This window comes from Rhizobium sp. AQ_MP (assembly GCF_014237835.1).
Taxonomy (GTDB): domain Bacteria; phylum Pseudomonadota; class Alphaproteobacteria; order Rhizobiales; family Rhizobiaceae; genus Allorhizobium.
Window position 1 is genome coordinate 158480 of sequence record NZ_JACJVI010000005.1, and the last position, 21968, is coordinate 180447.

The window sequence follows — 21968 nt, forward strand, 5'->3', positions numbered from 1 at the left end:
AAGTGCCATGGCACGGATGCTACAAGCTGTGGATACTTGCCTTCAGCAGCTCTTTTGGCCATTTGCCCAGCGAACAACGTCCTGGCGAATGCGTGGCGCGAGATCCTCGTTCAGAAGAGGGCCGAAAGCATCGAGACGCGGAGGTTTTCCCTCTGCCTGGACCACGAGAACGGGACGGTCGTCGCGTGAACCCTTGCGAACGAAGAGGATCCGTGGGCGCCCGGAAAAGGAACTGAGTTCCGGCGACAACTGGTAGGTCTTGAACGCGGGGTCTGCGGATTTGAACCAGCAGCTGTTCGCAGCGACGGCCACCTTCTCCATGATGTCGAGAGCCGACTGTCCACCGGCCGGAGGCCGAGGAGCCTCGGGTTTGCAGGCGGTGAGCCCGGCTGCGGCAAGGAGTATGGCGGAGATGGCGAGGCGACGCATGGGCGATCTTTCGGCTGATGGCCGCCTTCCATTAAAGGTCTGTGGTTAAGCGAAGCTTACGTCAGGCCGCGATGACGTCCAGCGCCGAAGCGAAGATGCCGCGGCCGTCATTGCCGCCATGGGCGGCTTCAATGAGGTTTTCCGGATGCGGCATCATGCCGAGCACGTTGCCCTTGGCGTTGATGACGCCGGCAATGTCGTTCATCGAGCCGTTTGGATTGGTGCCGTCGGCATAACGGAAGACCACCTGGCCATTTCCCTCGATCGCCTTCAGCGTCTCGGTATCGGCGAAATAGTTGCCGTCGTGGTGGGCGACCGGGCAGCGGATGATCTGGCCCTTGGCGTAGGCGCGGGTGAAGTCGGTATCGGCGTTGACGACTTCTAGCTTGATTTCCTTGCAGACGAATTTGAGCGAAGTGTTGCGCATCAACGCGCCCGGCAGCATGCCGGCTTCGACGAGGATCTGGAAGCCATTGCATACGCCGATGACCTTGACGCCCTTCTCAGCCTTTTCCTTGATCGCCTGCATCACAGGCATTCGGGCAGCGATTGCGCCGCAGCGAAGGTAGTCGCCATAGGAGAAGCCGCCGGGGATGACGATCAGATCGACATCCGGGATCTCGGTCTCGGTCTGCCAGATCGTGACGGGCGCATGGCCGGAGATCTTGGTGAGGGCCGCGATCATGTCGCGGTCACGGTTGAGGCCTGGGAGCTGGACGACGGCTGATTTCATGGCTGTGGCTCAAACCTTATCTGGGCTTCCTGAAACTCGCGCAGTTCCAGGCGATTTTCAATCCGATCCAGGCGTGTCTCGTGACGCGCCAGCGTGGTATGGATGTTGTGAATGTCCTGATGCACGGAGACGAGTGCTCCCCGCATCGCGTTCATCTCGGCGCGCAATTCCCGCTGTCCCAGCTTAATGTCCGCAACATCAGCGTGAATCCGCTTCAAAAGCTCGAACATCAACTCGCTGGTGACTTCAGCCATCGCGCATCTCCTACAACCCTCAGGCGATGGAGATAGTATAGTTCTCGATGACCGTGTTGGCGAGAAGCTTCTCGCACATTGCCTTCAGGTCGCCTTCCGCCTTGGCCTTGTCGTCGCCGGCAAGCTCAAGATCGAAGACCTTGCCCTGGCGGACCTGGCCGACGCCGTCGAAGCCGAGTGCGCTGAGCGCGCCTTCGATGGCCTTGCCCTGAGGGTCTAGAACGCCGTTCTTCAGGGTGACGGTGACGCGTGCCTTGATCACTGATCTCTTCTCCAAAGCTTACTTGACGAGAACCGGGCCAGTGCCGCGCACCGGTTCGTTTTCATTCATGATGCCCAGACGGCGGGCAACTTCCTGGTAGGCCTCGAGCAGGCCGCCCATATCGTGGCGGAAGCGGTCCTTGTCGAGCTTCTCGCGAGTCTCGATGTCCCAGAGGCGGCAGCTGTCCGGCGAGATTTCGTCGGCCAGGATGATGCGCATCATGTCGCCCTCGTAAAGGCGGCCGCATTCGATCTTGAAGTCGACGAGCTGGATGCCGATGCCGAGGAAGAGGCCGGAGAGGAAATCGTTGACGCGGATGGCAAGTGCCATGATGTCATCGAGTTCGGCAGGGTTGGCCCAGCCGAAGGCGGTGATGTGCTCTTCGGACACCATGGGGTCGCCGAGCGCGTCGGACTTGTAGTAGAATTCGATGATCGAGCGCGGCAAGACGATGCCTTCCTCGATGCCGAGGCGGGTCGAAAGCGAGCCTGCGGCGACATTGCGCACGACGATCTCAAGCGGGATGATCTCGACTTCCTTGATCAGCTGCTCGCGCATGTTCATGCGGCGGATGAAATGTGTGGGTATGCCGATCTTGTTCAGATGCGTGAAGACGTATTCAGAGATGCGGTTGTTCAGAACGCCTTTTCCGTCGATGACTTCATGCTTCTTCTTGTTGAATGCCGTTGCATCATCCTTGAAGAACTGGATCAGCGTGCCGGGCTCGGGACCTTCATAGAGGATCTTTGCCTTGCCCTCGTAAACGCGGCGGCGACGGTTCATGGGTTGTTTTCTCTGTTGTTGGCATCAAGGCGCCTGACGCGCGGATGCAGTGGATCGGTCATTGAAGCGGTCCCATAACGGAAAACCTCGGTTTTCACAATGCGCAGATCACCCCTTCCTGCCAAAACGTCGCGCCTTCAGAGACTCACCCGGAATCGCGGAAGTTTGCATTGCACTTTGTACTCCCTTTTGATTAATGGGGAAACCAAACCGCACAATGACGGCGTATAACGGGAGATCGATATGAGCGGCATGAATGATCGCGAAAAGGCCTTCGAAAACAAGTTTGCCCACGACCAGGAACTGCGCTTCAAGGCAGAAGCCCGCCGCAACAAGCTTGTCGGTCTCTGGGCCGCTGGTCTGCTCGGCAAGGCTGATCCGGACGCCTATGCCAAGGAAGTGGTTGCCGCAGATTTCGAAGAAGCCGGTGACGAAGACGTGATTCGGAAGGTCAAGGCCGATCTGACGGCCGGCGGCGTGTCGATCACCGACGAAGAGCTGCGCGCCAAGATGATCGAGTTCCTCGGCCAGGCGATCGACCAGATCCAGAACGCCTGATCGTTCTTCGACAAGCAGTCTGAAGGAACCCGCCCGGCTCAGGCCAGGGCGGGTTTTCTGTTTCGGAGCAGCGTCGTCACGTCGGCAAAGCCTGCCGGTCGCGCCATTCCGTAGCCCTGCAGGACATCGCAGCCGAGGCGCGCGAGGATTCGTGCGTGTTCTTCCGTCTCCACGCCCTCGGCCGTCACCTTGATCCCCAGAGAGCGGGCGATCTGGATGATCGACTTGACGAGAACCCGTTGCTCCTGGCTTTCGGGCACGTTCTCGATCAACTGCCTGTCGATCTTGAGCGTGGTCGGTTTCAGGTTCAGCAGTCCGACGATCGAGGCATGGCCGGTGCCGAAATCGTCGATTTCAATCTGGATTGCGAGCCTGCGGAGCGTGTCGAGATTGCTCATCACCGCGGAATCCTGCCGGTCGAGGAAAACGCTTTCGAGAAGCTCGAATGAGACCGTCCCTGGCGTGATGTCGAGATCGGCCAGGCCGCGGGCAAGGTCCGGATCCGTGAGGCGGCGAGCGGAGACATTCACCGAGATCTTCGGCGGTGCGATGCCTTCCGAGCGCCAGGCCTCAAGATCGCGGAGCGACTTTTCGAGTATCAGCCCGTCGATCTGGGCAAGTACGCCGTATTCCTCGGCAATCGCCAGGAACTTGTCGGGGCCGAGAATGCCGCGTGTGGGGTGGCGCCAACGGGCAAGGCATTCGGCGCCCACGATCTTGCGTGTTTTGGCATCGAACTGCAGCTGGTAGTGCGGGAAGATTTCGTCATTTTCCAGTGCGCGCAGCAGCTCGCTCGACATGCGGCTGCTATCGGCAATCAGGGTTCGGCTGGCCGGGGCGTAGAATTCATAGCGGTTCCGCCCGAGATTTTTTGCCTTGTAGAGGGCGATGTCGGCGTTCTGTAGCAACTGCTTCGGGTCGATTTTGCGCGTCATCGTGTGCGCGATGCCGATGCTGGCGCCGAACCGGCATTCCTGACCGTGATACCATGCGGGCTGGCGCATCTGCGAAATGATCCGGCTTGCCACGGCAGCCAGGGTCGCAGACGAGCCATCGTGATCGATGAGAACGACGAATTCGTCCCCGCCTATTCTGGCAGCAAAATCGGCAGCACGGATGTTCTCGCGCAAGATCCTGGCGGCGAGCGTCAGCATGGCGTCACCGGCGCCGTGGCCAAGCGTGTCGTTGATCTGCTTGAACCGGTCGAGGTCGATGTGAAGCGCGGCAATGCCGGAGCCCAGCGTGCCGTTGCCGGCGCGCCATTCCTCCAGCTTCATTTCGAGATAACGGCGGTTCGGCAGGCCCGTGAGATAGTCGTGCAGGGCCGAGTGCTCGGCCTCCAGCCTCGTCCGTTCAAGTTCGGCGTTGCGTGCCTCGGCGAGCGTCTTCTGCTGTTCCAGTTCCTGTCGCAGGCGTTGGTCTTCGGTGACGTCCCAGTTGACGCCGATCAGCTTCAACCGGCCATCATGATCCATGAAGGGCAGGCTGTTTGACCGGATGTAGCGGATGCTGCCGTCCCTGGCGATGATGCGGTAGTTGTCGGTGAATGGCTTGAGCTCGGCAATCTTTGCGGCAACATGGGCGAGTGTGCGGCTTCGATCATCCGGGTGCAGCTTGCTTTCCCAGAAGCCGCCGATCGGCACGTCGCGGTCGTGATCGACCTCGAAAATGCGCCGCATGCCTTCGTCCCACTCGCTGGTCCCTGCCTCGAAATCTGTTTCGAAAATGCCGATCCCGGAGATGTCGATCGCCAGTTTCAGTCGGCGAGACAGGCTTTCCAGCCATTCTTCCTGCTGCTTGCGGGTGCTGATGTCGGTGTCCGTGCCGATGATGCGGGCAGGATTGCCGTCTTCGTCGCGCTCGACGCAGGCGCCGCGGCATTCGATCCAGACATAGTGGCCGTCCCTGTGCAGTTCGCGATACTGAAACACGCTGTAGTCGGGATCGCCGGCATTCTGGCGTTCGATGCAGTGGACGACCCGTTCGCGATCCTGCGGGTGCACAAGTTCGAGCCAGGCTTCCATGGTCGGCGGAAAGGGGTCATCGGGACCCATGCCGCGGATCTGGCGCCATATGCTGGAATAGTAATAGTCCCCGGAGCTGCGCTGATCCCAGACACCCGAAGTGGAGCCGACCAGCGCGTGGTTCCAGCGGCTTTCGCGCTCCTGAACCTCAGTGAGTTCCCGGCGAAGTTCGGTGATGTCGTTGAGCTGAAGCAGGGTCGATGCATGACCCGCGCCCAGGGTTTCCGGGCCGGTGAGGGTGGCGATAAAGTGTTGTTGATTCCTGCCCTGGGTAGCGACCTCAAGCGTCGAGGGCGTGCCGTCCATCAGCCGGCTGAGCGCCAGGACCATTTTCGCGGCATCTGCTCGGGCGAACCACGCGACGATGTTGTCGCCCCTCGCGATCACGCCTTCGGTCGCCCGGCACATGGCTTCGTTCATCGCACGGATGATACCGTCGGGATCAAGCCATGCTGCAGGCCAGGGTATGTTGGAAATTTCAAGTCCACCCGCGCCAGGATTGGTGGGGATGGCAGCTTCTGGGCGCAAATTCATGCTCCTGGCTTCGCAAAGTTGCAGGAAGTCTAGGGCTGCGCACTTAAGAAGGATTTAAGCTGGGCTTACCAGGACGACAATTAACGCGGTCTTTGCAATTGGTAAGCTTCCGCCCGCATCTGGGGCCGGGCGGCGCGGCCACCTGTCACGGCTGCAGGCGGCCGAGGAACTGGGCAAACACCATCGTGCCCTCCGGCCAGGGGCCGTGGCCGGACTCGGCGTTGATGTGACCTGATTCACCGGCGTCGATCAGGAAAGAGCCCCAGGCGTTGGCAATGTCCTCTGCATGGGCATACTCTCCGAACGGATCATTGCGGCTCGCGATCATGATCGATGGGAAGGGCAGGGGCAGGCGCGGATACGGCCCGAAAGTCATCAGATGCTTCGGGCGAATCTCCGGGTTGGCCACGTCCGGTGGCGCTACCAGGAAAGCGCCGGCAACCTTCTTCTTCATCTCCGGGATGGCATGTACGATCGCCGGTATGCCAAGCGAATGGCCGACCAAAACGACAGGCTTGGTAGCCGCGTTGACTTCGTCCGCGACGCGGGCCACCCAGTCTTCGCGCACAGGCTTGGACCACTCCGCCTGCTCGACGCGTCGCGCCGTGGAGAGCTTTTGCTCCCAGCGCGTCTGCCAGTGGTCAGGTCCGGAGTTGGTATAGCCCGGGACGATTAGAATTTCGGCTTCAGAGACTTTCATGGCCCCTATCTGCTGTCCCGATGCGGAGACGTCAAGATTTTGGAGGATATTTTGGCGGCGGAAAATCCGCTTCGAGGTGGGCTTTGGCGAGACTTGTCTTGGCTTCTGAGGGCTTGCAGGCCGCTTTTGGAACCGCGAACTTATGCGGTTTTCCCGGCAGCCTGCTCCGCGTTGCGCGTTCACGGCTTCGTGCGCCGATGCTGCGCGACAGAAAGGCCATTAGCTGATAACCTAATCACTTAATTCTCTCGGCGTTGTGGGCGGAGGAGCCTAGGCCCTGAGAATGACGGCGCGACGTCGCGACCGCTTCGGCCCGATGCCGCCCACGCATTTCACTTTGCAGCTTGCAGACCCTGTTGCTCGAGGAGGAAGTGAGAATGTCGACATTTCATGTCATGACAGGTGCCACCGGCACCATCATACGTCCGGCAGTGCGCAAAATCGGCGTGTCGGACGTGTTTTCCGCGTTACGCGAAGGTTATGAGGATTTTCGCGAAAAGCCTTCACACTACGCCTTCGTCGCACTTATCTATCCGATTGCCGGTGCGATCATGATCGGCTGGAGCGCCGGCGTCGAACTGTTGCCGATGGTTTATCCGCTCCTGACGGGATTTGCCTTGCTGGGTCCGCTTCTTGCACTGGGTCTGATGGAAATCAGCCGGCGCCGTGAACTTGGACAGCCCGCCGACTGGTCCAGCGTCCTCGACCTCCTGAAGTCACCCTCCCTTCCGTCGCTCCTGATGATGAGCGCCTATCTTGTGACGCTGTTCATGATATGGCTGGTGGTTGCCCGGGGATTGTATCTCTCGATGATCGGCGATTACCCGGCACCAGGCCTGTTTGCCTTTGCCAGTGGCGTCTTCGATCACCCCAACGCGGGCGTCTTCCTTTTCTGGAGCAACGCGATCGGTTTTGCCCTTGCGCTGGTCGCTCTTCTGATCAGCCTCGTGGCTTTTCCAATGCTCTTGGATCGTGATTGCGGCGCTGCTTCGGCAGTCTCGACGTCGGTCAGGGCGAGCCTTGCCAACCCGGTTCCGGTCGCCCTCTGGGGCCTCATGGTCGCCGCGCTTCTGGCGATCGGGATGGCAACGCTGATGGTCGGCTTGATCGTCATCGTGCCCGTGCTCGGCCATGCGACCTGGCACTTCTATCGCCGGCTGGTGGTTTAGGGCGGCAGCCTCAAGTGCTGCTGAAGATATAGGCCACCGTTGCGAGAACCGCCCAGACGAGGGGCAGTATCTGCGCGCCTCTCGTCCTCTTGGCGATCGCCATAAGCGCCGATGTTCCCAGCGCTGCACCAAGCAGAAAATTGCGGACAAGCGCGCGGCTGCCATCGGTCTCGATTGCCGAGGGATCTAGACCGGGCTCAAGCTCCGCCATCCATTCGTAGCCGCTTCCCCGCAATAGAAGCAGGCCGAAAATCGCCAGAACAGGGATCGCCGACAGCAGGAGGCGTGACAGGTGCGGCATGATTCACTCCCCCCTTCAATCAAAACGGGCGCGAATGTCTCCGCGCCCGTCCAATCGTCCCATGCCCGACCGCCGGGTGTCAGCCGAAGACGCGAGCAAAGATCGTGTCGACATGCTTGGTGTGATAGCCAAGGTCGAACTTTTCGCGGATATCCTCTTCCGAAAGGGCGGCGCGCACCTCTTCGTCGGCCAGCAGCTCTTCCAGGAAATCGGCACCCTTTTCCCAGACCTTCATCGCGTTGCGCTGCACGAGGCGATAGCTGTCCTCGCGCGAGACGCCGGCTTGCGTCAGCGCCAGAAGCACACGCTGGCTCATCACCAGGCCCTTGAACTTGTTCATGTTCTTCAACATGTTCTCGGGGTAAATCACGAGCTTTTCGATGACGCCCGCCAGACGGTTGAGGGCGAAGTCGAGGGTGATTGTCGTATCAGGGCCAATGGCGCGCTCGACGCTCGAATGGCTGATGTCACGCTCGTGCCAGAGGGCGACGTTTTCAAGCGCCGGGGTCACCGACATGCGTACCAGGCGAGCGAGACCGGTCAGGTTTTCGGTCAGGACCGGGTTGCGCTTGTGCGGCATGGCGGACGAGCCCTTCTGGCCCGGCGAGAAGAATTCTTCCGCTTCCAGAACTTCCGTGCGCTGCATGTGGCGGATTTCGATTGCGACGTTTTCGATCGAGGAGGCGATGACGCCGAGGGTGGCGAAGAACATCGCATGGCGGTCGCGCGGGATAACCTGCGTCGAGATCGGCTCCGGCACGAGGCCGAGCTTGGCGCAGACATGCTCCTCGACGCGCGGGTCGATATTGGCAAAGGTGCCGACGGCGCCGGAGATCGCGCCGGTCGCGACTTCCGCACGGGCGTTGACGAGGCGGTCACGGTTACGGGCCATTTCGGCATAGAAGCGGGCAAAGGTCAGGCCCATGGTCGTCGGCTCGGCATGGATGCCGTGACTGCGGCCGATGCGGACCGTGTCCTTGTGCTCCAAGGCGCGCGCCTTCAGAGCTGCCAGAACGCGGTCCATGTCGGCGAGCAGGATGTCGGCGGCGCGCACCAGCTGAATGTTCAGCGTCGTATCGAGCACGTCGGACGAGGTCATGCCCTGGTGGACGAAGCGGCTGTCCGGACCGATGAATTCGGCGAGATGGGTCAGGAAGGCGATGACGTCGTGCTTGGTCACGGCTTCGATCTCATCGATACGGGCGACGTCGAATTCGGCCGGGCCGCCCTTTTCCCAGATGGTGCGGGCGGATTCCTTCGGGATCACGCCGAGATCGGCGAGCGCGTCGCAGGCATGGGCCTCGATCTCGAACCAGATGCGGAACTTGGTTTCGGGGGACCAGATGGCGACCATTTCCGGCCGGGAGTAACGCGGGATCATCGGGCTCGTCTTTCGTTGGACTTCACAAAAAGCTGGCCCCCCTTAGCAAAGTGGGGCCGCAAGCTCAACGGCTGCGACGGGCCATCACCAAGCTCAGCACCAGAAGCATGGCCAATCCGGCCGGCAGCAGATGACGCAGCCCGAGCACGGCGAACTGGTAGAGGGCAGACGCGGTGGTGAAAATCTGCTGATAGGCCCAGATGCGCGAGAGAAATGGCGCGTGCCAATGGGCATAGAAGGTTCGATATTGCAGCGCATAGACACCGGCGATCGCACCAACGGTGACGACACCGAGCAGAAGAAGCCAGGCTGCGAGAACGGTTTGCGGGGCGGCCTTGTGTGTGACAGCTCGGATGCAGGGCAGCGCCACGAGCCATCCCAGCATGCCGCCAAAGCCATAGATCAGGGTCAGCGCCAGGTCATGGCTGCTGGTCGCGCGACCGAAGAGGTGAACCGACAGCTGAAAGCTCAGCGCCATGGCAAGAGCCCAGCCGATTGCGCCGCCGAGCCAGAAGCCTTTGGGCGGAAGCAGACGAGCGATGAAGCGCTCTGATCCCTCAGGCATGGGATGCGCGGCTGTGGCGTTCAACTGTCCTGATCCCCTTCCGCCGTGCCCTGCGACCTGTCAGCCCCGTCCGGTTTCGGCTGCCTTTCGCAGAGTGTCGACCGTCTTGCGGTAGTCGTCAACGCCCTTGCCCTTGAAGATCGCGGAACCCGCGACCAGGGCATTCGCGCCGGCCTTGGCGATTTCGGCGGCATTCTCCGCCGTCACGCCGCCATCGACTTCCAGATCGATCGGGCGGTTGCCGATCAGGGCCTTGGTGCGCGCAATCTTGTCGGTCATGGCGGGGATGTATTTCTGGCCTCCAAAGCCCGGGTTGACACTCATGATCAAGATCAGGTCGAGATCATCCATCACATGCTCGAGCACGGAGAGCGGCGTGGCCGGGTTGATCGAGACGCCGGCCTTCTTGCCAAGTGCCCGAATGGTCTGCAGCGAGCGATGCAGATGGGGCCCTGCTTCCGCATGCACCGTGATGATGTCGCAGCCGGCATCGGCAAAGGCGGCGAGATAGGGATCGGCCGGCGCGATCATGAGGTGGCAGTCGAAGACCGCCTTGGTCCAGGGGCGCAGCGCCTTGATGACGGCCGGACCGAAGGAGATGTTCGGCACGAAATGGCCGTCCATGACGTCGAGATGCACCCATTCGGCACCGGCCTCGACGACATCGCGCACTTCTTCGCCGAGGCGGGAGAAATCGGCAGCGAGAATGGAGGGCGAAATCAGGAGGGGGCGGGTCATCGGGGGCTCCTTGCCAGGCAGGATCAATGTTTGCGTCCGCATATCATCGGCCACCGTAGGCGGCAACCATGCCTTCGAATGAGACGCCGCCGCTCGGAGGGCGTTGCGCCCTTGACGATTGCCGAGCTGCCCTTCATCCCTTCGAGACAAGCAAAGCAGTCTGGGAGGACGACATGGCCAAGTTCGCGATCATAACCGGCGGCAGCTCCGGCATCGGCCGGCACCTCGTTTCGGCCTTCGTGCGCGAAGGGTATGACGTCGCCTTTACCCACCTCGCCCAGCATGCTGCCGCCACAGAGGTCGAGGCCGAAGCGGCAGCGCTCGGCGGTCGGGCGATCGGCCGGGAATGCGAGGTTGCCAACAGTGCTGCCATCGAGGCCTTTCTCGATGAGGTGACCGCCTGGGCGGGACAGGTGCCGGATGTGCTGGTCAACAATGCCGGCATTCAGACCTGGGCCTCGATGCTCGAGCTTCCCGAAGAGCGCTGGGATGCCGTGATCAGCACCAATCTCAAGGGCACTTTTCTCAACACCCAGCGTGTCGCCCGCCGCATGGTCGAGGCGGGCAAGGGCGGCTCGATCATCAATCTCGGCTCCGGCTGCAACAAACATGCCTTCCCGAAGCTCGTCGACTATACCGCCTCCAAGGGGGGCATCGAGCAGCTGACCAAAGTGTCTGCCGTCGAGCTCGGGCCGCACCAGATCAGGGTCAATTGCGTGGCGCCTGGCGCCATCGAGACGGCGCGCACCCAGGCCGAGGCTCCCGACTATGCCAAGACATGGGGTGATGTGACACCGCTGCGCCGTGTCGGAACTCCAGAGGATATCGCAGGCCCCATCCTCTTCCTCGCTGGCTCGCAATCGGGTTTCGTCACCGGCCAGACGATCTGGGTGGATGGCGGCGTGTTCAGCCAGGCCTTCTGGCCCTATCGCGACTGAGAGGGCTCTTTACTGCGTCCTTTCGGGAACGGCCACGAAGCGGTCGTCGCGCCATTCGAGCAGGCGATAGGGATTTTCCGTCAGTTCGTGATCGTCTCCGAAGCCGATCGGGCCGATCGCGGTTTCGAAGGTGGTGCCGACCAGCGCATCGCTCATCGGCGTTCCCATGGCGGTGGATATGCCCCAGGCATCTGCCAGGATCGTCACGCCAGCATGGGCCGGCAGGACATAGCCTTCCGGCGCAATGCTCGCCGCGGCGAAATCTGCGGTGATCGCCGCTGCCGATGGTCCTTCGGGCGTTTCGACGAGGCCGACCGCCAGAACGCCGTCTTCCAGGGGAACGGGTTCGTCGGCGGCGCGCATGGCTTCGCCGCCTAGCAGCGTCAATGACAGGGCTTCCGCCTTCGCATCGCGGGCGATGATCGAGACGTCATTGCGGTCGCCGCCGACAAAGGCATGGGTGATGCCAGCGGTTTTCAGCCGCCGGACCAGAGTCAGCTGCTGTTCCTGGCCTGGGCGGAAGGTGTCGATGAAGGCCGGCTTCAGACCCTTTTCCTCCAGGCTGATCCGGATCGCTTCGGTGAGTTCACGGCCACGGATCGTCCCGTCCTCGAGAAGAGCCACGGGCTCGCCGGCCCAGTCGCGCAGGATGATCTCTGACAGCCTGGCTGCCTCCTGGTCGCCATTGGGTGCGAGGCGGTAAAGCGGCCAGCCTTCCTTGATCGCGTCTTCCATCACCCCTTTCCAGCGCACGGACAGCGTGAAGGCGGGAACACTGGCCTCGGCAAGGCCTGGCAGGGCCTCTTTCAGGCTCTCGCTGCAGAGGAAGCCGATCGCCGCCCTGGCGCCTGCAGCAGTGACAGCATCGGCCACCGCCTTGCCGCTTCCTTCGCTGCAATTCTCGTCGATTTCGACGATGGCGATCGACAGCTTGTCAGCCGCCAGCGCTGCACCCCGGCGCACCTGGTCGCCGAGAATGGCATAGGGGCCGGTCTTCGGCGCCACCACGGCAAGTTTGAGCTCTGCCGCCGCACTCGGGCCAGCGCCCAGCGCCAAGAGAAGAGGGATCGAGAGCCAGGATGTCCGCGGTCGGCTTTGTGTCATGGCGCGATCCTAGCCGAAAGCGCAGGCGATTGGAATTGCTGGCTTTCCGGTCATTCGCCAGCCGATAGAACGAAATCGTGATGGCGTTGTGGAAAAGATAAGACCCGCGGCCCATATTGCGGTGTCTTGTGGGGCAGATACCAAGGGGAGACGTGAGTTTGAGCATGCAAGGTGTGGATCCGGTCGTCTATCGCGAGGCCATGAGCCGGTATGCGGGGCATGTGCAGATCGTGACGACGCAGTTTGAGGGCATTCGCCGTGGTGTGACCATCACCGCTGCCTGTTCCGTATCCGACGGCCCGCCCATGGTGCTGGCCTGCCTCAACAACAGCAATCCGAACAATGCCGTACTGTTCGAGAGCCCGCATTTCGTGCTGAACACGCTGGCCGCCCATCAACAGGATCTCGCCAATGCCTTTGCCGGCTTTGGCAAACTCTCCTCCGAAGATCGTTTTGCGCTGGCCGAATGGCAGGTGCTTGAAACCGGCTCGCCGGTGCTTTCCGATGCTATCGCGGCTTTCGATTGCGTTGTCACCGATCGGAAAGTGACGAGCACCCACACGGTGCTGTTCGGCGAGGTCAGGGCCGTACATTTCGGTCCGCGTGAGCCGTCGCTCATCTATCTGGACCGGGGCTATCGCACGCTATAAGCTTCCTTTTGACCAAGGGAGGAGATATGGCAGAGACCTCGGGAAAGGCACTGCCGGAGACGATCGATGGCATCATCGATCTGCTTGCGGCTGAGGATTATCTGGCCGGCAGGCCGCTCGCGACCGTTCTGTTTCTGGCGCTGAAGATGCAGCGGCCGCTCTTTCTCGAGGGCGAGGCGGGGGTCGGCAAAACCGAAGTCGCCAAGGTGCTGGCCAAGGCCCTCGACCGACCGCTGATCCGCCTGCAATGCTACGAAGGCCTCGACGTTGGCTCTGCCGTCTACGAGTGGAACTATCCGGCGCAGATGCTGGAAATCCGCATGGCCGAAGCATCGGGTACGTCGGATCGTTCGAAGCTCGAACACGATATCTTCTCCGAACGCTATCTGATCCGCCGGCCCGTTCTCCAGGCTCTGCAGGGCGAGGCGGGCCGCGCACCTGTCTTCCTGATCGACGAACTCGATCGGACCGACGAAGCCTTCGAGGCCTTCCTCCTGGAAGTGCTCTCTGATTTCCAGGTGACGATCCCGGAATTCGGGACCGTCAAGGCCGCCGAGCCGCCCATCGTCATCGTCACCTCGAACCGTACCCGCGAGGTGCATGATGCCCTGAAGCGCCGCTGCCTCTACCACTGGGTGGACTATCCGGCAGCGGCTGAGGAACTGGCGATCATCCGTCGGAAGGTGAAGGGCTGCAACGAACAACTTTCCCGGCAGATCGTCGCCTATGTCCAGAAACTGAGGACCATAGACCTCTTCAAGAACCCCGGCATTGCCGAGACGATCGACTGGGCAACGGCACTGACCGAGCTCGACCGCCTGGCGCTTGATCCCGAGACCATTGCAGACACGCTGGGCACGCTTCTGAAATACCAGGAGGACATTGCCCGCATCCAGGGCAGCGAGGGCGAGAAGCTGTTGTCCGAGGTGAAAGCCGAACTTCTGGCGAAGGCCGGCTGAGATGGAAAGCTTCGGGCCGCATCCTGCCAGTGGACGCGACGGCATCGTCGTGCCGCCGCCGGTCAAGGGCGATGGACGGCTCGCGGACAATATCGTGCATTTCGCCCGGGTCCTGCGCAAGGCCGGCCTCAAGCCCGGGCCCGGTGCCGTGATCGATGCGATTGCCGCTGTGGACGCGATCGGCATCGGCTCGCGGGTGGAATTCCATGCCGCGCTTTCCGCCATCTTCGTCAAGCGGCACGAGGACCAGCCTGTTTTCGACGAGGCCTTTTCGATCTTCTGGCGTTCACGGGATCTCGTCGGCAAGATGATCCAGCTGATGTCGCCGGTGGCGGCGATCGGAGAGCGGCAGAAGCCGAAGGCAGGTGGTGCGCGCGTCAGCGATGCGCTGTTTGCCGACCGCAAACGCGAGCCGAAGCCGCGCGACGAGCCGGATGTCGAGGTTGATGCCCGTCTCACGGTTTCAGGCCAGGAGGTGTTTCGTCGGCTTGATTTCGGCCAGATGACGGCAAGCGAGTTAAATGAGGCACGCCGCGCCATCGAACGCCTCGCCATGCCGCTCGATCTCGTTCAGACGCGCCGCTACAGGGCTTCACCCAAGGGGCGTCTCATCGATCCGCGTGCCACCGTGCGTCAGTCGCTGCGAACCGGTGGCGACCTGATGCTACCGAAGTTTCGAGAGCGTCGACAACAGCCACCACCGCTCGTCATACTCGCCGATATCTCCGGCTCGATGAGCCAGTATACGCGCATCTTCCTGCATTTCCTGCATGTTCTGACCGAACGCCGCCGCCGTGTGCATACCTTCCTCTTCGGAACGCGGCTCACCAATGTCTCGCGTCAGCTTCGCCATCGCGATCCGGACGAGGCGATCGCCCAGTGCACGGATGCCGTGGCCGACTGGTCGGGCGGTACGCGGATCGGAGAGACGCTCAAGCTTTTCAATCGCCACTGGGGCCGGCGCGTGCTGGGGCAGGGCGCCGTGGTGTTGCTGATCACCGACGGGCTGGAACGCGACGAGGTCGATCTCCTGGCGCGCGAGACGGACCGTCTGCACCGCTCCTGCCGCCGCCTCGTCTGGCTCAATCCGCTCCTGCGCTTTGCCGGCTTCGAAGCACGAGCCCGTGGGGTCAGGGCCATGCTGCCGCATGTCCACGAACTCAGGTCCGTGCACAATCTGGAAGCGCTGTCGGATCTGGTGCAGTCTCTGTCCGGTGCTCCGGATCGGGACTGCGATCCCAAGCGTTATCTCGGTTCTCAAAGGAGCCTCTCGTGAACAGCGAAACGTCCGCCCGCGACCCCCTTTTGATTGCCGAGGCCTGGCACGCCGCAGGAAGATCCGTTGCCATTGCGACCGTCATCGAAACCTGGGGCTCGGCGCCCCGTCCGGTCGGCAGCCATCTTGTCATCGACGGCGAGGGTAATTTCGAGGGCTCGGTCTCCGGCGGCTGTGTCGAGGGGGCGGTGATCACAGAAGCGCTCGACGTCATCGAAAGCGGCAAGGCTAAGATGCTCGAATTCGGGGTTGCCGACGAGACCGCCTGGCGGGTCGGCCTCTCCTGTGGTGGTCGCATCCGTGTCCATGTCGAAAGGCTCGGCTGATGGATGTTGCAACGCTTGCGGCGCTGAATGCCGCCAAACGCGATCGACGCGGGGCCGTGCTGGTGAGCGACCTGACCGCCGGGACGTCCCGACTGGTGACCGAGGATCAGATTGCCCCGGATGCTCTGGGCAATGAAATCCGTGCGCGGCTTCTCTCCGGCAAGTCGGGGATCGTCGAAATCGAAGGCAAGAGCCTGTTCCTCAACGTGCATCTGCCACCGCCAAGGATCGTGGTGATCGGGGCCGTCCATATCAGCCAGGCGCTGGCGCCGATGGCCGCACTGTCAGGCTTTGCGGTGACGATCATCGATCCGCGCACGGCCTTTGCCACGCCGGAGCGTTTTGCCGGCATCGATCTCAGGGCGGACTGGCCGGACGAGGTCTTCGGCACCCAACCGCTCGACCGCTACAGCGCCATGGTGGCCGTCACCCATGATCCGAAGATCGACGATCCCGGCCTGATCGCCGCCCTGCAGGCGGGCTGCTTCTATGTCGGCGCGCTCGGATCGCGCAAAACGCATGCGAAACGAGTCGAACGGCTAACGTCACTGGGTTTTGGTTCTGCGGCCATCGACAGCATTCGTGCGCCGATCGGCCTTGATATCGGGGCGGCAACGCCGGCGGAGATTGCGGTCGCCATTCTTGCCGAAATCATCCAGTCGCTGCGCCACCGCAGCCTTTCTGGTTCCGCGACATCCGCCGAGGCCGCGCCGTGAAGTTCGGTCCGGTTGAGATCAGCGAGGCCAAGGGCGCGATCCTTGCGCATTCCCAGCCGCTCGCCTCCGGCAAGCTGCCGAAGGGCCATCGCCTTGAGCAGGCCGATCTCGTTCGCCTGGAGGAAGCCGGCATAACGACGGTGATTGCCTGCCGGCTGGAGCCGGGCGATCTCGCCGAAGACGAGGCCGCCGAGATCCTGTCCTCGGCGATTGTGCTGCAGGGTCTCTCCCGCAGTCCGGCCTCGACCGGGCGGGTCAACTTCTATGCCGGCGAAAACGGCTTGTTCCTCGCGGACAAGTCTCTGGTTGATCGTTTCAACAGTGTCGATCCCGCCATCACGCTTGCCTGCCTCTCGGACCGCTCCGACGTGCGGGCCGGTGATCTGGCCGCAACGATCAAGATCATCCCGCTTGCGGTTGCCGGTCACAGCGTCGAGGCAGCGGCTTCGATCCTCACTGATGGTTCGGTGTTCCAAGTGGCAGGCTATCAGTCCCGTCGCGTGCATCTGATCGCCACGCAGCTGCCCGCGCTCAAAGCCTCCGTCATGGACAAGACCGCGCGCGTGCTCGAGGCACGACTTGGCGCCTCGCAGAGCCGGATCGTCTCCGAAGACCGGGTGGCGCATCGGGCCGAGGCGGTGGCGGAGGCCATCAAGGCGGCACTCGCGGAAGACAAGGCGGAAGCCGGTCAGCCGCCGCTCGTCATCGTCTTCGGTGCGTCTGCGGTTGCCGATGCCGATGACGTCATTCCCGCTGCTATCCGCCTTGCCGGTGGGGTGGTCGATCAGGTCGGTCTGCCCGTCGATCCCGGCAATCTCCTCGTTCTGGGGCATGTCGGTAATGTCGAGGTCATCGGCGCGCCCGGCTGTGCCCGCTCGCCGAAGGAAAACGGCTTTGACTGGGTGCTGAACAGGATCCTTGCCGGTCATCCGCCGGATCGGGCCGAAATGACGGGCTGGGGTGTCGGAGGTCTCCTGATGGAGATCCCTAGCCGTCCGCTGCCGCGGCTTGCCGCGACCGCTTACCCCGATCCTGCGGCGCTTGGGCTCGTCGTGCTGGCTGCCGGACGGGCCAGCCGGATGGGTGAGGAGGGGCGCCACAAGCTCTTGGCGGAATTCGAGGGCGAGCCACTGGTCCGGCGTTCTGTGCGTCAGGCGATCGAGGCCAATATCGGCCCCGTTGCCGTCGTTACCGGTTACCGCAGCGCAGAAGTTGCGGATGCTCTTGCCGGCCTCTCGGTCGAGCTTGTCGAGAATGCCGATTTTGCAAGCGGTATGGCGACATCGCTCAAGGCCGGGCTTGCTGCCGTCGAGGCGAAGGGCATTGCCGGCATGATGATTCTGCTGGCCGACATGCCGAATGTCTCCGCCGCCGATATCGCGGCACTCGCCCGTGCCTATGGGAAATCGGGCGGCAAGGCGATTGTGCGCGCAGTCTCCGACGGGCAGCGGGGCAATCCGGTCATCCTGCCGGCCGCAACCTTCGAAGCCTTGAAGGCGCTCGAAGGCGATATCGGCGCCCGACCTGTGATTGAAAGTTCGGGGCTTGCCGTGATCGATGTCGAAATTGGACCTGCCGCGCGTCTTGATGTCGATACCCCCGAGGCTATTCTCGCGGCAGGCGGCATCCTGAGAGGCTGACGATGGACAATGCGGCGATCGAAGACATGTTCGAGTCGGTCGGGCCGGTAACGATCCGCCGGATGTTTGGTGGCAAGGGCATCTATGCCCGTGGGATCATCTTCGCCGTCGAACTGCGCGGTGAACTGATGTTCAAAGGCGACGACGAAAGCGCTCCGCTCCTGGAAGAGGCGGGCGCCCGGCGCTGGCACTATGAAGGAAAGAGCGGCAAGCCTGTCGCCATGCCCTACTGGACGATCCCTGACGAGGCGCTCGATGATCCTGACTTGATGGCGAAGTGGGCGCGGATCGCGCTCGATGCGGCGATTCGGGTTACCGCGCGTGAGGCGTCTCAGCGCAAATAGGTCAGAATCGTCTGGGTAAAGACCGACAGCGGCTGAGGCAGATCGTCGAGGTCGAACCAGCCGATCTCGGACAGCTTGTCGGGCTCGGTCAGTTGCGGCTCGCCGGTCGTGTCCTCGGTGACGTAGAGGAGTGAAATCCAGTGCTGGCGGTCGGCTTCGATCAGTTGTTCCGTCATTCCCAGATATCGGATAGCACCGATTGCAAGCCCGGTTTCTTCCTCGGCCTCACGGCGCGCGGCGATCTCGGCTCGCTCCATATGGTCGACTTTGCCGCCGACAATGTTCCAGTGGCCGGCTTCGGGGGCCTTCATTCGCTTGCACAAAAGCAGTTTGCCATCCCGAAGGATGGCAAGACCGACCCCGAGACCGGGGAAATCAAGACCGGGCTGACCCACGGGGATCAGGCCTTGGCGGCAGCGACGATCAGCATGAAGGCCGGGATGTCGTCGCCGAAGCCGACGGGCGTCGGGCCGTCGTCATGGTCGTGATGACGGTTGCGGCGGCGATCACGGTTGTCGTCATTGGCCGGATAGGGGTTGTTGCGGTTGTTGCGCGGGTTCTGGTCGCGGCGCTTGTCCGCCCTGCGCTCCGTTGCCACCGCTTCCACTTTGACCGCTTCCATCACCTGTTGTTCCTCTGCCGGTTTGACTGGTTCGATGCGAGCCTCAGAAGGCTTTGCATACTCGCTGCGCGTATCGGATTTATGACCGCCGCGCCGCTCGCGACCCTTGTCGCGACCGCGTTTTCCACGGCTTTCGTCATGGCTTTCCGCCGGCGCCGGAAGGGCCGACAGGTCTCCATCGAGCCACTCGATCTTCTGGTCGATCAGCTTTTCGATGGCATCGAGGAACTTGGTGTCGCTGCGCGTCACCAGGGTAAAGGCAGCACCCGAGCGTCCGGCGCGGCCGGTACGGCCGATGCGGTGGACATAGTCTTCGGCGTGAATCGGAACGTCAAAATTGAAGACGTGGCTGACATCGGGGATGTCGAGGCCGCGGGCCGCAACGTCGGAGGCGACGAGCAGCGTGATCGCATTGGCCTTGAAATTCGCCAGCATGGTCGTGCGCGAACGCTGGTCCATGTCGCCATGCAGGGCGCCGACGGAGAAACCGTGGCGGTCGAGCGAGCGGAAGAGGTCTGCGACGTCCTTCTTGCGGTTGCAGAAGATGATCGCGTTCTTCAGGTCGTCCTGGGCGCGGATCAGATCACGCAGCTTCGAACGCTTTTCGTAATCCTTGTTGTGGCAGGCGACGAGGCGCTGGGTCACCGTCTTTGCCGTCGAGGACGGGGGGGCGACTTCGATACGCTCGGGGTTCTGCAGGAACTGGTCGGCCAGCTTCTGGATTTCCGGCGGCATGGTCGCCGAGAAGAACAGGGTCTGGCGGGTGAACGGGATCATCTTGGCGATGCGTTCGATGTCGGGGATGAAGCCCATGTCGAGCATCCGGTCGGCTTCATCGATGACGAAGACTTCGACGCCCGTCATCAGCAGCTTGCCGCGCTCGCAGTGGTCGAGCAGGCGGCCCGGCGTGCAGATCAGGACGTCCGCGCCACGCTCGAGCTTGCGGTCCTGTTCTTCGAAGGACACGCCGCCGATCAGAAGCGCCACGTTGAGCTTGTGATTCTTGCCGTATTTCTCGAAGTTCTCGGCGACCTGGGCCGCGAGTTCGCGGGTCGGCTCGAGGATCAGGGTGCGCGGCATGCGGGCGCGGGCGCGGCCCTTCTCGAGCAGCGTCAGCATCGGGAGAACGAAGGATGCGGTCTTGCCGGTGCCTGTCTGGGCAATGCCGAGGATGTCCCGCCGCTGCAGGGCCGGCGGGATCGCGCCTGCCTGGATCGGGGTCGGGATCGTGTAGCCGGCATCAGTGACGGCAGAAAGGACTTTTTGGCTCAGGCCAAGGTCAGCAAAAGTGGTCAAAGGGAAGTAGTTTCCGTTCCTGTTCTCGCGAACATCGCTCAATAGCCCGTGAGATCGGGCGCCAATGGTTGCGGCGAATAGTGGGAAACTGCCGGAAAGTCAAGGAAACGGGCGGATTTACCCCTACAAAGGCTTAATAAGCACGATTAATTCCATTGCGCGCTACAAAGGATCTGAAAACCTGTTGTTGGGCACACCTAAATCTTGGGCCGAATCGGTTTTCTGCCTGGTCAATTGATCAACGGTGTCAGCTTCATTCCGGCGTTGAGAAAACGCATGGGATCGACCGGGTCGCCATGGCGGCGCACTTCGTAGTGCAAATGCGGTCCCGTGGAGCGTCCGGTGGAGCCTGACAGGCCGAGGATCTGCCCCGGTTCAACGACATCACCCTCGCTGACCAGAATGCGGGACATGTGACCGTAGCGGGTGGAAAGCCCGAGACCATGGTCGATCTCAACCATGTTGCCATAGCCGCCCGAAAAGCTCGCCGTCACGACTTTACCAGCACCCGTCGAGCGGATCTCCGTGCCCGTCGGAGCGCGGAAGTCGATGCCTGCATGCATTGCGAGCCCGCCGAAAAACGGGTCTGGACGGTTGCCGAAACGGCTGGTGATTTCCTGGCCGGGGGCCGGATTGGCGAAAGGAAGGCGTTTGGCAGTGCCGCGCACGGTTTCAAGGCGTGTGAGTGCCGCGTCCAGGGCATTCAGGGAGGCGTTGAAATCGCGATCCGACTGCGGCGCGAGATAAGGCCCGCCAATGGCGTCAGCCACCGGCAGAGAGGCTTGCTCGTCGATGGGAACTCCCTGACGCGTCAGTATCGCGGCAATTTCGTCCGCGGTCTGGGAGGCGCTGTTTGCAAGTTCCTCTATGCGCTGCAACTGCTCCGTCTCGATCTCCTTGAGCGACAGCGTCATGTGAGAGAACAGCCGGTCAGCCCGATCGGCGACGTTGTCGCTTGTCATGGGGACATAACCCAGGGCAAGCGCCGGCTTGTTCTCAACATCCGCTGCAGGGCTTGGATCTGTTTCGCCCAGGAGGGCGGCGAAGGCCTGCCGCCCCGTGGCCAGCGACGCGCTGTCCTTGCCGTCGATCAGGGGTTTTTCCGTCGGAAGAGGACCGTCGTCCGGCAAGGCTTCCGGCGTAGCGCCGTTCTGCAGGAGTGCTCCGATCCGCCCATGCCTCGAAGTCAGGGCCATCTGTTGTTCGAGGAGTTTCTCGACCTTTTCCTCGACCACCTGCTGGTCTAGCAGCTGGCGAGAGGTGACGCGGTCGACCTGAGCGCGCAGCGCTGCGATCCGGTCTTCGTATTCATGCTGCATGCGGGCCTGGCGCGCCATGGTTGCGCCGATCAGGTTGTCGCGCAAGACAAGATAGGTGGTGGCGCCGAGATAGCCGATCATCATGGTGCCGATGAAGCAGATGCCGAGCGCCATCATCCAGGGGCGGACGGTCATATGGCGTATGCGGTCACCGCTCGCCAATATGACGATGTGCTGTTCCTTGCGCTTTCCGAAGACCTGGCTGTTCGAACCCGTCGTCACGCTGACCCCCAATTCGTGTCGGGCGGGATGCTGTCGCAGCTCTGCCCGATCCGGCGAGTCGCCTGTCCGATCCGCCTTTAGCAATTACGCATAATTAGGGTTAATGAAGCGTTATCCGATTGGAT

Annotated in this window: 25 protein-coding genes; 10 read left to right on the plus strand and 15 right to left on the minus strand. The window is 62.1% G+C overall.

The window, feature by feature from the left end; all coding sequences use genetic code 11:
* Positions 1-42: 42 nt before the first annotated feature.
* The 5 genes from H6M51_RS10425 to purC all read right to left on the minus strand — a co-directional run bounded on the left by H6M51_RS10425 (position 43) and on the right by purC (position 2461).
* Entirely contained in the window at positions 43-429 is a 387-nt protein-coding gene (locus H6M51_RS10425; protein WP_185809793.1) for a hypothetical protein, read from the minus strand.
* A 61-nt stretch (positions 430-490) separates the two neighbouring features.
* Entirely contained in the window at positions 491-1162 is a 672-nt protein-coding gene (gene purQ, locus H6M51_RS10430; RefSeq protein ID WP_185809794.1) for a phosphoribosylformylglycinamidine synthase subunit PurQ, read from the minus strand.
* The gene (locus H6M51_RS10435) at positions 1159-1416 is read right to left on the minus strand and encodes a hypothetical protein (RefSeq protein ID WP_185809795.1); all 258 of its coding nucleotides are present in this window, start codon (positions 1414-1416) and stop codon (positions 1159-1161) included. The genes purQ and H6M51_RS10435 overlap by 4 nt, the downstream gene beginning before the upstream one ends.
* A 19-nt stretch (positions 1417-1435) precedes the next feature.
* Complete coding sequence (purS, locus tag H6M51_RS10440; RefSeq protein ID WP_185809796.1) at positions 1436-1678, minus strand: phosphoribosylformylglycinamidine synthase subunit PurS; 243 nt, start codon at positions 1676-1678, stop codon at positions 1436-1438.
* 18 nt (positions 1679-1696) lie between these two features.
* Positions 1697-2461, minus strand: a complete 765-nt coding sequence (gene purC / locus H6M51_RS10445) for a phosphoribosylaminoimidazolesuccinocarboxamide synthase (protein WP_185809797.1) — start codon at positions 2459-2461, stop codon at positions 1697-1699.
* Between the two features lie 243 nt (positions 2462-2704).
* Here purC and H6M51_RS10450 point away from each other — a divergent pair, with 243 nt between their 5' ends.
* Positions 2705-3019, plus strand: a complete 315-nt coding sequence (locus H6M51_RS10450) for a DUF1476 domain-containing protein (RefSeq protein WP_185809798.1) — start codon at positions 2705-2707, stop codon at positions 3017-3019.
* A 38-nt stretch (positions 3020-3057) separates the two neighbouring features.
* Here the strand turns inward: H6M51_RS10450 and H6M51_RS10455 are convergent, their stop codons facing one another.
* Positions 3058-5577 (minus strand): bifunctional diguanylate cyclase/phosphodiesterase, encoded by a 2520-nt coding sequence (locus tag H6M51_RS10455; RefSeq protein WP_246780470.1) that lies wholly within the window; start codon positions 5575-5577, stop codon positions 3058-3060.
* 145 nt (positions 5578-5722) lie between these two features.
* Positions 5723-6277 carry an alpha/beta hydrolase gene (locus tag H6M51_RS10460; RefSeq protein ID WP_185809799.1) on the minus strand — a complete coding sequence of 185 codons (555 nt, stop codon included), beginning with the start codon at positions 6275-6277 and terminating at the stop codon, positions 5723-5725.
* Positions 6278-6654: 377 nt separating this feature from the next.
* Between H6M51_RS10460 and H6M51_RS10465 the strand changes: the two genes are divergently transcribed.
* Entirely contained in the window at positions 6655-7446 is a 792-nt protein-coding gene (locus H6M51_RS10465; RefSeq protein ID WP_185809800.1) for a DUF2189 domain-containing protein, read from the plus strand.
* 10 nt (positions 7447-7456) lie between these two features.
* Here the strand turns inward: H6M51_RS10465 and H6M51_RS10470 are convergent, their stop codons facing one another.
* The 4 genes from H6M51_RS10470 to rpe form a co-directional block, all read right to left on the minus strand.
* Positions 7457-7747 carry a hypothetical protein gene (locus H6M51_RS10470; RefSeq protein ID WP_185809801.1) on the minus strand — a complete coding sequence of 97 codons (291 nt, stop codon included), beginning with the start codon at positions 7745-7747 and terminating at the stop codon, positions 7457-7459.
* A 79-nt stretch (positions 7748-7826) separates the two neighbouring features.
* On the minus strand, positions 7827-9128 hold the full coding sequence (purB, locus tag H6M51_RS10475; RefSeq protein ID WP_185809802.1) for an adenylosuccinate lyase: 1302 nt from the start codon (positions 9126-9128) through the stop codon (positions 7827-7829).
* A 64-nt stretch (positions 9129-9192) separates the two neighbouring features.
* Positions 9193-9717, minus strand: coding sequence for a hypothetical protein (locus tag H6M51_RS10480; RefSeq protein ID WP_246780471.1), 525 nt, complete (start codon positions 9715-9717; stop codon positions 9193-9195).
* Positions 9718-9753: 36 nt separating this feature from the next.
* Complete coding sequence (rpe, locus tag H6M51_RS10485) at positions 9754-10431, minus strand: ribulose-phosphate 3-epimerase (RefSeq protein ID WP_185809803.1); 678 nt, start codon at positions 10429-10431, stop codon at positions 9754-9756.
* A gap of 173 nt (positions 10432-10604) precedes the next feature.
* Here rpe and H6M51_RS10490 point away from each other — a divergent pair, with 173 nt between their 5' ends.
* Positions 10605-11369 (plus strand): SDR family NAD(P)-dependent oxidoreductase, encoded by a 765-nt coding sequence (locus H6M51_RS10490; protein ID WP_185809804.1) that lies wholly within the window; start codon positions 10605-10607, stop codon positions 11367-11369.
* Between the two features lie 9 nt (positions 11370-11378).
* Here H6M51_RS10490 and H6M51_RS10495 read toward each other — a convergent pair whose 3' ends face one another.
* Positions 11379-12473 (minus strand): ABC transporter substrate-binding protein, encoded by a 1095-nt coding sequence (locus H6M51_RS10495; protein ID WP_185809805.1) that lies wholly within the window; start codon positions 12471-12473, stop codon positions 11379-11381.
* A gap of 164 nt (positions 12474-12637) precedes the next feature.
* Between H6M51_RS10495 and H6M51_RS10500 the strand changes: the two genes are divergently transcribed.
* The 7 genes from H6M51_RS10500 to H6M51_RS10530 are packed head-to-tail and all read left to right on the plus strand — an operon-like array spanning position 12638 to position 18384.
* The gene (locus H6M51_RS10500) at positions 12638-13123 is read left to right on the plus strand and encodes a flavin reductase (RefSeq protein ID WP_185809947.1); all 486 of its coding nucleotides are present in this window, start codon (positions 12638-12640) and stop codon (positions 13121-13123) included.
* A gap of 26 nt (positions 13124-13149) precedes the next feature.
* The gene (locus H6M51_RS10505; protein WP_185809806.1) at positions 13150-14082 is read left to right on the plus strand and encodes a MoxR family ATPase; all 933 of its coding nucleotides are present in this window, start codon (positions 13150-13152) and stop codon (positions 14080-14082) included.
* A 1-nt stretch (position 14083) separates the two neighbouring features.
* Positions 14084-15358: a VWA domain-containing protein gene (locus H6M51_RS10510; protein WP_210314794.1), complete on the plus strand. Its 1275-nt coding sequence runs from the start codon at positions 14084-14086 to the stop codon at positions 15356-15358.
* Positions 15355-15684, plus strand: a complete 330-nt coding sequence (locus tag H6M51_RS10515) for an XdhC family protein (RefSeq protein ID WP_185809807.1) — start codon at positions 15355-15357, stop codon at positions 15682-15684. The genes H6M51_RS10510 and H6M51_RS10515 overlap by 4 nt, the downstream gene beginning before the upstream one ends.
* Entirely contained in the window at positions 15684-16400 is a 717-nt protein-coding gene (locus H6M51_RS10520; RefSeq protein WP_185809808.1) for an XdhC family protein, read from the plus strand. The genes H6M51_RS10515 and H6M51_RS10520 overlap by 1 nt, the downstream gene beginning before the upstream one ends.
* Positions 16397-18040, plus strand: coding sequence for a molybdopterin-binding/glycosyltransferase family 2 protein (locus H6M51_RS10525; protein WP_185809809.1), 1644 nt, complete (start codon positions 16397-16399; stop codon positions 18038-18040). Before H6M51_RS10520 ends, H6M51_RS10525 begins: the two co-directional genes overlap by 4 nt.
* 2 nt (positions 18041-18042) lie before the next feature.
* Complete coding sequence (locus tag H6M51_RS10530) at positions 18043-18384, plus strand: TfoX/Sxy family protein (RefSeq protein ID WP_185809810.1); 342 nt, start codon at positions 18043-18045, stop codon at positions 18382-18384.
* Here H6M51_RS10530 and H6M51_RS10535 read toward each other — a convergent pair.
* The 3 genes from H6M51_RS10535 to H6M51_RS10545 all read right to left on the minus strand — a co-directional run bounded on the left by H6M51_RS10535 (position 18372) and on the right by H6M51_RS10545 (position 21843).
* On the minus strand, positions 18372-18779 hold the full coding sequence (locus tag H6M51_RS10535) for an NUDIX domain-containing protein (RefSeq protein WP_185809811.1): 408 nt from the start codon (positions 18777-18779) through the stop codon (positions 18372-18374). The two genes, H6M51_RS10530 and H6M51_RS10535, sit on opposite strands and share 13 nt — an antisense overlap.
* Positions 18780-18784: 5 nt before the next feature.
* Positions 18785-20302 (minus strand): DEAD/DEAH box helicase, encoded by a 1518-nt coding sequence (locus H6M51_RS10540; protein WP_185809812.1) that lies wholly within the window; start codon positions 20300-20302, stop codon positions 18785-18787.
* A gap of 230 nt (positions 20303-20532) precedes the next feature.
* Positions 20533-21843: a M23 family metallopeptidase gene (locus H6M51_RS10545; RefSeq protein WP_185809813.1), complete on the minus strand. Its 1311-nt coding sequence runs from the start codon at positions 21841-21843 to the stop codon at positions 20533-20535.
* Positions 21844-21968 lie beyond the last annotated feature (125 nt).

Excerpts from the sequence above, each read along its gene's own strand:
- H6M51_RS10470 (WP_185809801.1), bottom strand. The coding sequence starts at position 7,747 with ATGCCGCACCTGTCACGCCTCCTGCTGTCGGCGATCCCTGTTCTGGCG.
- purB (WP_185809802.1), bottom strand. The coding sequence starts at position 9,128 with ATGATCCCGCGTTACTCCCGGCCGGAAATGGTCGCCATCTGGTCCCCC.
- H6M51_RS10510 (WP_210314794.1), top strand. The coding sequence starts at position 14,084 with ATGGAAAGCTTCGGGCCGCATCCTGCCAGTGGACGCGACGGCATCGTC.
- H6M51_RS10495 (WP_185809805.1), bottom strand. The coding sequence starts at position 12,473 with ATGACACAAAGCCGACCGCGGACATCCTGGCTCTCGATCCCTCTTCTC.
- purQ (WP_185809794.1), bottom strand. The coding sequence starts at position 1,162 with ATGAAATCAGCCGTCGTCCAGCTCCCAGGCCTCAACCGTGACCGCGAC.
- H6M51_RS10505 (WP_185809806.1), top strand. The coding sequence starts at position 13,150 with ATGGCAGAGACCTCGGGAAAGGCACTGCCGGAGACGATCGATGGCATC.
- H6M51_RS10465 (WP_185809800.1), top strand. The coding sequence starts at position 6,655 with ATGTCGACATTTCATGTCATGACAGGTGCCACCGGCACCATCATACGT.
- H6M51_RS10460 (WP_185809799.1), bottom strand. The coding sequence starts at position 6,277 with ATGAAAGTCTCTGAAGCCGAAATTCTAATCGTCCCGGGCTATACCAAC.
- H6M51_RS10455 (WP_246780470.1), bottom strand. The coding sequence starts at position 5,577 with ATGAATTTGCGCCCAGAAGCTGCCATCCCCACCAATCCTGGCGCGGGT.
- H6M51_RS10450 (WP_185809798.1), top strand. The coding sequence starts at position 2,705 with ATGAGCGGCATGAATGATCGCGAAAAGGCCTTCGAAAACAAGTTTGCC.
- H6M51_RS10490 (WP_185809804.1), top strand. The coding sequence starts at position 10,605 with ATGGCCAAGTTCGCGATCATAACCGGCGGCAGCTCCGGCATCGGCCGG.
- H6M51_RS10500 (WP_185809947.1), top strand. The coding sequence starts at position 12,638 with ATGCAAGGTGTGGATCCGGTCGTCTATCGCGAGGCCATGAGCCGGTAT.
- H6M51_RS10520 (WP_185809808.1), top strand. The coding sequence starts at position 15,684 with ATGGATGTTGCAACGCTTGCGGCGCTGAATGCCGCCAAACGCGATCGA.
- H6M51_RS10530 (WP_185809810.1), top strand. The coding sequence starts at position 18,043 with ATGGACAATGCGGCGATCGAAGACATGTTCGAGTCGGTCGGGCCGGTA.
- H6M51_RS10435 (WP_185809795.1), bottom strand. The coding sequence starts at position 1,416 with ATGGCTGAAGTCACCAGCGAGTTGATGTTCGAGCTTTTGAAGCGGATT.
- rpe (WP_185809803.1), bottom strand. The coding sequence starts at position 10,431 with ATGACCCGCCCCCTCCTGATTTCGCCCTCCATTCTCGCTGCCGATTTC.
- purC (WP_185809797.1), bottom strand. The coding sequence starts at position 2,461 with ATGAACCGTCGCCGCCGCGTTTACGAGGGCAAGGCAAAGATCCTCTAT.
- H6M51_RS10425 (WP_185809793.1), bottom strand. The coding sequence starts at position 429 with ATGCGTCGCCTCGCCATCTCCGCCATACTCCTTGCCGCAGCCGGGCTC.